Origin of the sequence: Pseudomonas sp. BBP2017 (genome assembly GCF_003024385.1) — a bacterium.
In the GTDB taxonomy this organism is placed as follows: Bacteria; Pseudomonadota; Gammaproteobacteria; order Pseudomonadales; family Pseudomonadaceae; genus Aquipseudomonas.
Window position 1 is genome coordinate 86,647 of record NZ_PVZN01000006.1, and the last position, 12,070, is coordinate 98,716.

A 12,070-nucleotide genomic window follows, 5' to 3' on the forward strand; every position below is an offset into this window, starting at 1 on the left:
GCAGCCCTAGAAACAGGTGAATTTCGTGAGCCAGCCTACGCCAGCCGTGCGTACCTTCCAAGACTTGATCCTCGCCCTGCAGAACTACTGGGCCGAGCAAGGTTGTGTGGTGCTTCAGCCCTACGATATGGAAGTAGGCGCCGGCACTTTCCATACCGCCACGTTCCTGCGCGCCGTCGGCCCGGAAACCTGGAACGCCGCCTACGTGCAGCCGAGCCGTCGCCCGGCTGACGGTCGCTATGGCGAAAACCCCAACCGCCTGCAGCACTACTACCAGTTCCAGGTGGTGCTCAAGCCAAACCCGGCGAACTTCCAGGAACTGTACCTGGGCTCGCTGAAGGCCATCGGCCTCGACCCGCTGGTGCACGACATTCGTTTCGTCGAAGACAACTGGGAATCGCCGACCCTCGGTGCCTGGGGTCTGGGTTGGGAAATCTGGCTCAACGGCATGGAAGTCACCCAGTTCACCTACTTCCAGCAAGTGGGCGGGATCGAGTGCATGCCGGTTACCGGTGAAATCACCTATGGCCTGGAGCGTCTGGCCATGTACCTGCAGGGCGTCGACTCGGTCTACGACCTGGTCTGGACCGATGGTCCGTTCGGCAAGGTGACCTACGGTGACGTGTTCCACCAGAACGAAGTGGAGCAGTCGACGTACAACTTCGAACACGCCAACGTCGAGAAGCTGTTCGAACTGTTCGACTTCTACGAAAGCGAAGCCAATCGCCTGATCGAGCTGGAGCTGCCGCTGCCGACCTATGAAATGGTCCTCAAGGCCTCCCACACTTTCAACCTGCTCGACGCCCGCCGCGCCATCTCGGTGACCGCACGTCAGCAGTACATCCTGCGCGTACGCACCCTGGCCCGGGCTGTGGCGCAAAGCTATCTGCAAGCCCGCGCCAAGCTGGGCTTCCCGATGGCATCCCCTGAATTGCGTGATGAAGCATTGGCCAAGCTGGAGGCTGCACAATGAGTGCTCAAGATTTCCTGGTTGAACTGGGCACCGAAGAACTGCCACCAAAGGCCCTGAGCGCCCTGGCTGACGCGTTTCTCGCCGGTATCGAGAAAGGCCTGCAGGCCGCTGGCCTGAACTACACCGGCAAGCAGGTCTACGCGGCGCCACGCCGTCTGGCCGTGCTGATCCGTCAACTGGACACCCAGCAGCCGGACCGCAGCATCAACGTCGACGGCCCGCCCCGTCAGGCCGCCTTCGACGCTGAAGGCAACCCGACCCAGGCGGCCCTCGGCTTTGCCAAGAAGTGCGGCGTAGAGCTGGCGGATATCGATCAGAGCGGCGCCAAGCTACGCTTCTCCCAGCACATCCCGGGCAAGGCTACCGCCAGTCTGCTGCCAACCATCGTTGAAGATTCGCTGAACGACCTGCCGATCCCGAAACGCATGCGTTGGGGTGCGCGCAAGGAAGAATTCGTGCGTCCGACCCAATGGCTGGTGATGCTGCTGGGCGACGAAGTCGTCGACTGCACCATCCTCGCCCAGAAGGCGGGTCGTGACTCCCGTGGCCACCGCTTCCATCACCCGGAAGACGTGCGCATCAGCGCCCCGGCGAACTACCTGGAAGATCTGCGCAAGGCCTATGTGCTGGCCGATTTCGCCGAACGTCGCGAGATCATCAGCAAGCGTACCGCTGAACTGGCCATGCAGCAGGAAGGCACCGCCATCGTGCCGCCGGCGCTGCTCGATGAAGTGACCGCGCTGGTCGAGTGGCCAGTGCCGCTGGTCTGCTCGTTCGAGGAGCGTTTCCTCGACGTGCCGCAAGAAGCCCTGATCACCACCATGCAGGACAACCAGAAGTACTTCTGCCTGCTGGACGTCGACGGCAAGCTGCTGCCGCGCTTCATCACCGTAGCCAACGTCGAAAGCCGCGATCCGAAGCAGATCGTCGAAGGTAACGAGAAGGTTGTGCGCCCACGCCTGACCGACGCCGAGTTCTTCTTCAAGCAAGACAAGAAGCAGCCGCTGGAAAGCTTCAACGAGCGCCTCAAGAATGTGGTGTTCCAGGCCCAGCTGGGCAGCGTCTTCGACAAGGCCGAGCGTGTTGCCAAGCTCGCGGCGTTCATTGCCCAGCGCATTGGCGGCGACGCCCAGCGCGCCGCCCGTGCCGGCCTGCTGTCGAAATGCGACCTGGCCACCGAGATGGTTGGCGAATTCCCTGAGATGCAGGGTGTCGCCGGCTACTACTACGCCCTCAACGATGGCGAACCAGAAGACGTCGCCCTGGCCCTGAACGAGCAGTACATGCCGCGCGGTGCCGGTGCCGAACTGCCGTCGACCCTGACCGGTGCGGCCGTGGCCATCGCCGACAAGCTCGACACTCTGGTCGGCATCTTCGGTATCGGCATGCTGCCAACCGGCAGCAAAGACCCCTATGCCCTGCGTCGCGCAGCGCTGGGCGTGCTGCGGATCCTGATCGAGAAGCAGCTGGACCTGAACCTGAACGACGCGGTGGAGTTCGCCGTTGCCCAGTTCGGCGCCAAGGTCAAAGCCGCAGGTCTGGCCGACCAGGTACTGGAGTTCGTCTTCGACCGTCTGCGTGCCCGTTACGAAGACGAAGGCATCGACGTTGCCACCTACCTGTCGGTGCGTGCCTTGAAGCCAGGTTCGGCCCTGGACTTCGACCAGCGCGTACAGGCCGTACAGGCCTTCCGTCAGCTGCCTGAAGCCGCTGCCCTGGCCGCAGTGAACAAGCGCGTGTCGAACCTGCTGAGCAAGGCCGAAGGCGCGGTAGCGACCTCGGTCGAGCCGAAGTACTTCGACAATGCCAACGAGTTCTCCCTGTACTCGGCGATCCAGCAAGCCGACCAGGCTGTGCAACCGATGGCCGCTGCGCGTCAGTACAGCGAGTCGCTGGCACGTCTGGCTGCCCTGCGTGAACCGGTCGACGCCTTCTTCGAGGCAGTGATGGTCAACGCCGACGACGCCAATGTGCGGGCCAACCGTTATGCCTTGCTCAGCCGCCTGCGCGGTCTGTTCCTGGGCGTGGCCGACATTTCGCTGCTGGGGTAAGTCTTGAAGCTGCTGATTCTCGATCGGGACGGGGTGATAAACCACGACTCCGACGCTTACATCAAGTCGCTGGACGAGTGGATCCCCATTCCCGGTTCGATTGAGGCCATCGCGCAGTTGAGCAAGGCCGGCTGGACGGTGGCGGTCGCCACCAACCAGTCCGGCATCGCTCGCGGCTACTACGACCTGGCAACCCTCGAGGCCATGCATGCGCGCCTGCGCAAGCTGGTGGCCGAACAGGGCGGTGAGGTTGGCCTGATTGTCTATTGCCCTCACGGCCCGGATGAAGGCTGCGATTGCCGCAAGCCCAAGCCGGGCATGCTGCTAACCATTGCCGCGCATTACCAGGTAGACCTGGCCGGTCTATGGTTTGTCGGTGATAGTAAGGGTGACCTGGAAGCTGCATTGACCGTCGATGCTCAACCGATTCTGGTAAAAACCGGAAAAGGCGAGAAAACCCTGAACAAGGGAATTCCCGAAGGCACGTTGATTTTCGATGATCTGGCAGCCATCGCCAGAGAACTTATCCACAAATAGGGCGTCTGCGAATCAGGCGCACTTTTACTAGGCGGGCAAGCCCGCAACGGTACATGCCGCTATGTCGATCCTGCAGGCGATCAGAATTTTTCTTTTTTACCTGCTACTGGGTACCAGCTCTTTGCTGTGGTGCACCCTGAGCTTTTTTATTGCGCCGTTTCTGCCATTCAGCGCCCGTTATCGCTTCATCAATGTCTACTGGTGCCGCTTCGCGCTGGTGCTGGTGCGGGTCTTCCTGAACATCAAGGTCAAGGTCAGCGGGGCTGAAAACATCCCCAAGCAGCCCTGTGTGATCCTCTCCAATCACCAGAGCACCTGGGAGACGTTTTTCCTCTCGGCGTATTTTTCACCGTTGAGCCAGGTGCTCAAACGTGAACTGCTGTACGTCCCGTTTTTTGGCTGGGCCATGGCCATGTTGCGGCCCATCGCGATTGACCGTGACAACCCCAAAGCGGCGCTCAAGCAGGTTGCCAGCGAAGGCGACAAGCTGCTCAAGGACGGCGTCTGGGTGCTGATCTTCCCGGAAGGTACCCGTGTGCCGTTCGGCCAGGTCGGCAAGTTCTCCCGCGGTGGCACCGCCCTGGCCGTGAATGCCGGCCTGCCCGTCCTGCCGATTGCCCACAACGCCGGCAAGTTCTGGCCCAAGCAAGGCTGGAACAAACGGGCCGGGACCATCGAGGTAGTGATCGGTGCACCGATGTACGCTGAAGGCACTGGCCCACGCGCGATTGCCGAGCTCAACGACCGCGCGGCAGCCTGGAACGAACAGACTCAGCGCGACATGGGGTCGTTGCCTGCGCAAGCCCCGAACGCCACTCAAGGCGTTGCCTGACGATCTGTGGATAACTTGTGTACAGTATTTTGATTCTTCTCTTGAAAATAAGCTAAGTTATTAATTTACCTACTTATTTTTCTGTATGACTGCTTTCTGAAAATCGTGCATAAGTTTTTTATCGGCATAAAAAAACCGGCGCTTGCGCCGGTTTTTTGTGCCCGAGAATCCTCAAACCTTGTCGATGTCGACATCGCGGGTTTCTTTCAGGCAGAACAGCCCGACCACTAGGCTGACGCCGGTAATCAACACCGGATACCACAGCCCATAGAAGATATCGCCGGTGTACACCACCAGGGCAAACGACACCGTCGGCAGGAAGCCGCCGAACCAGCCGTTGCCAATGTGATACGGCAGCGACATCGAGGTGTAGCGGATCCGGGTCGGGAACAGTTCGACCATCACCGCCGCCAGCGGACCATAGGTCATGGTCGCGATCAGAATCATGGCGACGATCAGCACCACGACCATGGTCTCGTTCACGCTGGCAGGATCTGCCTTGGCCGGGTAACCCGCCTGGTCGATCGCAGCCCGCAGCGCTGCTTCATCGAAGCCGTTGATACGCTGCTCACCCACAGTCACCACCACTTCGCTACCGGCAGCGGAGGACTCGGAACTGTAGGGCAGACCTTGCTTGACCAGGAATGTCTTGGCCTTGTCGCACGGGCTGTCAAAGCGAGCCTTGCCGACCGGGTCGAACTGGAAGGTGCAGCTTTGTGGATCGGCCATCACCACAATCGGCGATTGGCGGCTGGCAGCATCGATCTGCGGGTTGGCGTAATGGCTCAAGGCTTTGAACAGCGGGAAGTAGAGCAGGGTAGCCAGCAGCAGACCAAGCATCAGGATCGGCTTGCGTCCGATGCGGTCCGACAGCCAGCCGAAGAACACGAAGAACGGCGCGCCGATCACCACACTGATAATCAGCAGGGTATTGGCCTGGGCCGGGTCCATCTTGAGCATCTGGGTTAGGAAGAACAGCACATAGAACTGCGCGGTGTAGAAGGTCACCGCTTGCCCTGCGTTGATGCTGAACAGGGCGGTAAGCACGACCTTGAGGTTGGCCCAGGAACCAAAAGACTCACGAATCGGCGCTTTACTGGCCTTGCCCTGAGCCTTCATTTTCACGAAGGCTGGCGATTCGTGCATGCTCATACGAATCCAGGTGGAAATCGCCAGCAGCACGATCGACAGCAGGAACGGCAGGCGCCAGCCCCAGACTTCGAACTGGTCACCGCTGATATAGCGGCTACCCAGCACCACCACCAGCGACAGCAGCAATCCCAGGGTCGCTGTGGACTGGATAAAACCGGTGTGGAAGCCACGTTTTCCGGGCGGAGCATGCTCAGCCACGTAGGTCGCAGCGCCGCCATACTCGCCACCCAGCGCCAGGCCCTGAAGCATACGCAGGATCACCAGAATGATCGGTGCAGCGATGCCGATACTGGCGTAGGTCGGTAACAGGCCGACGGCAAAGGTCGACAGGCCCATCAGCACGATGGTCACCAGGAAGGTGTACTTGCGGCCGATCATGTCACCCAGTCGACCGAACACCAGCGCGCCGAACGGCCGCACCAGGAAGCCCGCGGCAAAGGCCATCAAGGCAAAGATAAAGGCAGTGGTGTCGTTCACCCCGGCAAAGAACTGTTTGCTGATGACAGCGGCCAGTGCCCCATAGAGAAAAAAGTCATACCACTCGAACACCGTCCCGAGGGATGACGCGAAAATGATCTTGCGCTCTTCACGGCGGCTATTGCTGACCGTAGCGGCGCCCTGCTCCTGAATGTAATCCGACATCGTTGCTGTCCTCGGCCTCAAGGCCCCAGTGATTATTCTTGTTGTTCCACTGTCGACGCTGGCAGACCGCGTCCGGCGTCGTTGTTGCTACGCACCCTGGTCAGGGCGTCGGTATTGCGCTTTCTTCATCGAACCGGGCTGTGGATAACATCCCCCGGGTAATCAGTTGCGCCGCCTTTTCGGCAATCATCAAGGTAGGTGAGCAGGTATTGCCGGAGATGATCTGCGGCATGATCGAAGCGTCAGCGATGCGCAGCCCCGGCACGCCGTGCACGCGTAACTGGCCATCGACCACGTCCAGCGGGCCATTGCCCATCCGACAGGTACCGACCGGGTGGAAAATGGTGGTACCGATCTGGCCGGCGGCTTCGTGCAGCTGTTCTTCGCTTTGCAGGTCTGACCCGGGCAGGTATTCGTGCGGGCTGAACGCCGCCAGGGCAGGGGCCTGGACTATCTTGCGAGTGATGCGAATGGCCTGGGCGGCAACCTGCAAGTCTTGCGGGTCACTGAGATAGTTGGGATCGATCAGGGGTGCATCGTCCGGGTTGGCCGAGCGGATATCGATGCGCCCACGACTCGCCGGGCGCAAGTTGCACACCGATGCGGTGAACGCCGGAAAGCGATGCAGCGGCTCGCCGAAGCGCTCAAGCGATAGCGGCTGCACGTGGTATTGCAGGTTGGCCGAGGCCTGTTCCGGCCCGGAACGAACAAACGCCCCCAGCTGACTCGGCGCCATGGCCAGCGGGCCACTGCGGTCGTACAGATAGCGCAGGCCCATGCCCAGTTTGCCCCAGGCACTGTTGGCGACCTGGTTGAGTGTGCGTGCGCCACTGACCTGGTAGATCAGGCGCAGTTGCAGATGGTCCTGCAGGTTGCCGCCCACACCCGGCAATTCATGACGGACAGTTATCCCCAGGCTCTCCAGCAAACTACGCGGGCCGATCCCGGAGCGTTGCAGGATACCGGGAGAACCCACCGAGCCGGCACACAGGATGATTTCGCGGCGTGCACTGAACTGCTGCCAGTTACCTTGCAGGCGCGCCCTGACTGCTGAGGCGCGACCTGCGTCGAGAATCACCTGATCGACCAGCACATCAGTCAGCACGGTCAGGTTGGGACGCTTGAGTACCGGGCGCAGAAAGGCCTTGGCTGAATTCCAGCGAATCCCGGAACGCTGATTGACCTGAAAATATCCACAACCCTGGTTATCACCGCCGTTGAAATCGGCAACGCTGGCGATACCGCTCTGTGCTGCAGCTTCGCGGAAGGCATCGAGAATCGGCCAGGAATAACGTTGCTGTTCGACCCGCCACTCGCCTTCATTGCCGTGCACATCACTGGCACCGGCAAAATGCTTTTCGCTGGCTTTGAACAACGGCAGTACGTCTTTCCAAGCCCAACCGGCATTGCCTTGCTCGGCCCAGCGGTCATAGTCAGCGGCTTGGCCACGCATGTAGATCATGCCATTGATCGAAGAACAGCCACCGAGCACCTTGCCGCGTGGATACCCCAGGGCGCGCCCGTTGAGGCCTGGCTGGGCTTCGGTCTTGAAACACCAGTCGGTACGCGGGTTACCGATGCAATACAGGTAACCCACCGGAATGTGAATCCAGGGATAGTTGTCTTTACCGCCCGCTTCGAGCAGCAATACTCGGCAGCCCGGATCGGCAGACAAACGATTGGCCAGCAGGCATCCGGCAGGACCGGCGCCGACGACCACATAGTCGTAGACAGGATCGGCTGATGGCATGGGCAACCTCGCGCCTGATTATTATTCTTGTCCTGGTCCATGTTATTGATTAATTTCGAGATGAAAACGTTAGATTTCACTCAAGTGCTGTGCGTTTTAACACAACGTCCGTGAACACCTGATTCACAAGGAAAAGCATGTTCGACTGGAATGATCTGCGGTTTTTTCTCGAATTGCAGCGTAGCGGCCGCCTGCTGACAGCAGCCAAGCGCCTCAACACCACCCACAGCACCGTGGCCCGGCATATCGAAAATATCGAGCAGAGCCTGGGCACCGCGTTGTTCGTCCAGCACGCCCAAGGCTACGAACTGACACCCTCCGGCCAGGCCCTGCTCAAGCATGCCGAAGCCATGGAAAACGTCGCCCTGCTGGCTCAGGAAGAGATCACCCAGGCCATCACGCCACTAGGCAAGATTCGCCTGGGCGTCACCGAAGGCATCGGCATCATGTTCTTCACCCCGCGCATGGGTAACCTGTTCGAACGCTATCCGGGGCTGGAGGTGGAACTGGTCGCGGTGCCGCGCTTTGTCAGCATCCTCAACCGCGAGGCGGAAATCAGCATTCACCTGGAACGACCGAATGCCGACTTGCTGATTACCCGCAAGCTCACCGATTACCGTCTGGCGTTGTACGCCAGCCCCGATTACCTGGCCCAGGCGCCAGCGCTGCACCACCGCGAAGACCTGGCAAAGCACAGCTGGATCGGCTACGTCGACGACCTGTTGTTCAGTCAGGAACTGCTGTTCCTCAACAGCTTCTGCCGGGCACCGAATGTAGTGTTTCGCAGCACCAGCGTCATCGCCCAACAGCAGGCAGCCCGCGCCGGATTAGGCATTGCCGTGCTGCCCAACTACATGGCCCGGCATGACCCGGCGCTGGTCCGGGTGCTGCCCAGCGAAACCATCCAGCGCAGCTACTGGATCTGTACCCGCCGCGAACTGCATAAGTCAGTGCGTCTGCGGGTGGTCTGGGATTTTCTCCTGGCGCTGTGCGCGCAAGAGCAGAATGCCTTGCTGGCGGAGTAGGGAGGGCTCAAGCGCCCAGGGTTTTCACCACCAGCAACACTGCCGCACAGATGCCGACCACGGCGAACAGTTGCTGCAGGCGCGGGCCAGCCAGGCGACCGGCAAATTGTCGGGCGACCAGCAGACCCAACACGGCGCCGCCGGCAAACGGCGCGCCCACGCCCCAGTGCATCACCCCGCCGACGCTGGCGCTGATCACGCTGCCGGTGGACACCAGAGCGATCACTGCCAGCGAGGTGGCGACGATACTTTTCATGTCCAGATTGGTGTAACGACTGAGTGCCGGGATGATCACAAAGCCACCGCCAACACCGAGCAACCCCGAGAGCAGCCCGGACATTGCACCGGTAAACGCCAACGCACGGGCACAGGGCAGGGTCCAGCGCAGGCGCCCTTGCAAGGGGTTGAGCACACACGGCATGACCGTGCGCTTGCCCTGCGCCGGCTCACCGCGCAGCTCGCGGCGCGCTTTGAGTAACATGCGCGCACAGGCGTACACCAGCACCACCGCGAAGGCCAGGGCCAGCGGCGCGTTGGGCAGTTGATGCGCGAGCATCAGCCCAAACGGCGCCACCGCGATACCGATCAGCGCCACAAAGGCCGCAGCCCGATAGCGCACCACACCCTGGCGCAACCCCAGTACGGCACCGACCGCCGCGGCCATACCAACGGCCAGCAGGCCGACCGGCGCCGCCTCGACCATCGACAAACCAAGACCGAAGATCAGCAAGGGAACGGCCAGAATGCCGCCACCGGCGCCAGTCAATGCCAGCACCGCACCAATGATCGCTCCCAGTCCTGCAGCGAGAAATGGCTGTTCGATCACTGCTGAACCTCAGCAACTGCTGCCTGCGGTTTGGCCAGCCACTCGCGGCCCTTGAGCATGCAACGCCAATACAGCGGCGGCAGGATCTGCGCCTTGAGCAGCCAGGCCAGACGGGTAGGGCGCCGACCGTCAAGCAGCCAGCGCGGAAAGCTCGGCGCCAGCTTGCCGCCATAGGTGAATTCGGCTAACACGATCTTGCCGCGCTCGACAGTCAACGGGCAGGAACCGTAACCATCGTAGTGCGCCAGCTTCGGCAAACGCCCCAAGGCGACCAGCACATTATTGGCCACCACCGGCGCCTGCTTGCGTGCGGCTGCAGCGGTCTTGGCATTGCTGGTGTTGATCCCGTCGCCCAGGGCGTGGATGTTGGCGAACTGACGATGACGCAAAGTCGCAGGATCGACATCAATCCAGCCCGCTGCATCGGCCAAGGGGCTAGTGCGGATGAAGTCGGCAGGTACTTGTGGCGGCACCACATGCAGCATGTCGAACGGCTGCACCCGGGTTTCACTGCTGCCATCGGGCAAGGTTCGAATAAAAGTGGCTTGCCTGGCCTGGCCATCGACTGCGACCAGGCGATGGGAATACTGCAGATCCACCGCGTACTTGTCGATGTACTCCATCAGCGCAGGAACATAATCCGCCACCCCGAAAAGCACAGCGCCAGCATTGAAGAACTGCGCCTGGATGTTACCCAGACGACCGCTGCGTAACCAGTGGTCGCACGACAGGTACAAGGCTTTCTGTGGTGCGCCTGCGCATTTGATCGGCATTGGCGGCTGGCTGAACAGCGCGCGACCTTCACGCAGATTCTGCACCAGCTGCCAGGTGTAAGACGCCAGATCATAGCGATAGTTGGAGGTCACACCATTTCGGCCGAGGGTTTCGCTCAGGCCATCGATGGCTTCCCAGTCCAGCTTCAGACCAGGACATACCACCAACTGCTCGTAGCTCAGCAAGCGTCCATCATTCAGGGTCAGCGCTTGCACATGAGGATCGAAACGTTCGACGCTGGCCTTGATCCAGCGAACCCCGGAAGGAATTGTCGACGCCATGCTCCGCGCGGTGCTGCGCGCATTGAAAACACCGGCACCGACCATCGTCCAGCCGGGCTGATAGTAATGGGTGTCGGCCGGGTCAATGAGGGCGATATCCAGCGACGGGTCGCGGCACATCAGGCTTGAGGCCACAGCGATACCGGCAGCCCCCGCGCCGACAATCAGGACTTTGTGATGATCGCCTTTCGACGATGCAGTGCGAGCAGGCATGGCAAGGTGTTCCTTTAATAATAATTCTGGGTACAGCTCAGAGCACGTTGAGCGGGATCTTCAGATAGCGCACACCGTTGTCTTCAGGTTCGGGTAACTGGCCGCTGCGCATGTTGATCTGCACCGAGGGCAGAATCAGCACCGGCATGTCGAGGGTGGCATCGCGAGCTTCGCGCATGGCGACAAAACTGTCTTCGCTGATGCCTTCACGGACATGGATGTTGCTGGCGCGCTGCTCGGCCACGGTAGTCATGTAGCGCAGCTCGCGGCCACCCGGCAGGTAGTCATGGCACATGAACAGTCGCGTATCAGCGGGGAGGGCGAGAATGCGCTGGATCGAACGGTACAAGGTGCGGGCGCTGGCACCGGGAAAATCACAGCGAGCTGTGCCGTAGTCAGGCATGAACAGGGTGTCGCCGACAAAGGCGATGCTCTGGCCATCGACTTCCACCACATAGGTCATGCACGCCGGCGTATGCCCTGGCGTGTGCAGGGCACGCGCTTGCAGGTTGCCGATGGTAAAAGACTGCTCATCGTCGAACAGCACATCGAACTGGCTACCATCGCGGGCGAAGCCTATGTCAGCGTTGAACAGCGCACCGAATACTTTCTGCACCTGGGTGATCTGGCTACCGATAGCAATCTGGCCACCCAGGGCCTGCTTGAGATAAGCCGCGGCAGACAGGTGATCGGCGTGCACATGGGTTTCCAGAATCCATTGAACCTTGCCGCCCAGCTCATTAACCCGGGCAATCAGCTTGTCTGCTGAGGCACTGTCGGTTCGACCGGATTTGGGGTCGTAGTCCAGTACGCTGTCGATCAACGCACAGTCACTACTGTCACGATCCATCAGCAGATAGCTGATGGTCGAAGTTACGCTGTCAAACAACGCTTCCACATACAAGTTGCCGCCGATGATCATTACCGCTCTCCAGATAATACCGTGTGCCAGGGCACGGAGCCTTGTGCGCATTGGTCAGGCTGTCATCAAGATGCGTGCCATCGTTGTGCTGC

At 60.6% G+C, this 12,070-nt stretch carries 10 protein-coding genes; 5 read left to right on the top strand and 5 right to left on the bottom strand.

Annotation, left to right across the window (positions count from 1 at the left end):
• Window positions 1–25: 25 nt before the first annotated feature.
• The 4 genes from glyQ (at window position 26) to C6382_RS10255 (ending at window position 4,393) form a co-directional block, all read left to right on the top strand.
• The gene (glyQ, locus tag C6382_RS10240; RefSeq protein ID WP_107024387.1) at window positions 26–973 is read left to right on the top strand and encodes a glycine--tRNA ligase subunit alpha; all 948 of its coding nucleotides are present in this window, start codon (window positions 26–28) and stop codon (window positions 971–973) included.
• Window positions 970–3,024: a glycine--tRNA ligase subunit beta gene (gene glyS / locus C6382_RS10245; protein ID WP_107024388.1), complete on the top strand. Its 2,055-nt coding sequence runs from the start codon at window positions 970–972 to the stop codon at window positions 3,022–3,024. The genes glyQ and glyS overlap by 4 nt, the downstream gene beginning before the upstream one ends.
• A 3-nt stretch (window positions 3,025–3,027) precedes the next feature.
• Complete coding sequence (gene gmhB, locus C6382_RS10250; protein ID WP_107024389.1) at window positions 3,028–3,561, top strand: D-glycero-beta-D-manno-heptose 1,7-bisphosphate 7-phosphatase; 534 nt, start codon at window positions 3,028–3,030, stop codon at window positions 3,559–3,561.
• 61 nt (window positions 3,562–3,622) lie between these two features.
• Window positions 3,623–4,393 (top strand): 1-acyl-sn-glycerol-3-phosphate acyltransferase, encoded by a 771-nt coding sequence (locus tag C6382_RS10255; protein ID WP_107024390.1) that lies wholly within the window; start codon window positions 3,623–3,625, stop codon window positions 4,391–4,393.
• Between the two features lie 171 nt (window positions 4,394–4,564).
• On the opposite strand, the gene C6382_RS10260 is transcribed toward C6382_RS10255, so the two are convergent.
• Together C6382_RS10260 and C6382_RS10265 are read right to left on the bottom strand one after the other, a co-directional pair.
• Window positions 4,565–6,187, bottom strand: a complete 1,623-nt coding sequence (locus C6382_RS10260; RefSeq protein ID WP_107024391.1) for an MFS transporter — start codon at window positions 6,185–6,187, stop codon at window positions 4,565–4,567.
• A 100-nt stretch (window positions 6,188–6,287) separates the two neighbouring features.
• Window positions 6,288–7,937 (bottom strand): GMC family oxidoreductase, encoded by a 1,650-nt coding sequence (locus C6382_RS10265; protein WP_107024392.1) that lies wholly within the window; start codon window positions 7,935–7,937, stop codon window positions 6,288–6,290.
• A gap of 137 nt (window positions 7,938–8,074) precedes the next feature.
• On the opposite strand from C6382_RS10265, the gene C6382_RS10270 reads away from it, so the two are divergent.
• Window positions 8,075–8,962, top strand: a complete 888-nt coding sequence (locus C6382_RS10270) for a LysR family transcriptional regulator (protein WP_107024393.1) — start codon at window positions 8,075–8,077, stop codon at window positions 8,960–8,962.
• Window positions 8,963–8,969: 7 nt separating this feature from the next.
• Here the strand turns inward: C6382_RS10270 and C6382_RS10275 are convergent, their stop codons facing one another.
• From C6382_RS10275 to C6382_RS10285, 3 genes are read right to left on the bottom strand one after another with little or no spacing between them, the layout of a single operon-like run.
• Entirely contained in the window at window positions 8,970–9,788 is an 819-nt protein-coding gene (locus C6382_RS10275; protein WP_107024394.1) for a sulfite exporter TauE/SafE family protein, read from the bottom strand.
• Window positions 9,785–11,056, bottom strand: coding sequence for an FAD/NAD(P)-binding oxidoreductase (locus C6382_RS10280; RefSeq protein WP_107024395.1), 1,272 nt, complete (start codon window positions 11,054–11,056; stop codon window positions 9,785–9,787). Before C6382_RS10280 ends, C6382_RS10275 begins: the two co-directional genes overlap by 4 nt.
• Before the next feature lie 37 nt (window positions 11,057–11,093).
• Window positions 11,094–11,978 carry an MBL fold metallo-hydrolase gene (locus tag C6382_RS10285; protein ID WP_107024396.1) on the bottom strand — a complete coding sequence of 295 codons (885 nt, stop codon included), beginning with the start codon at window positions 11,976–11,978 and terminating at the stop codon, window positions 11,094–11,096.
• Window positions 11,979–12,070 lie beyond the last annotated feature (92 nt).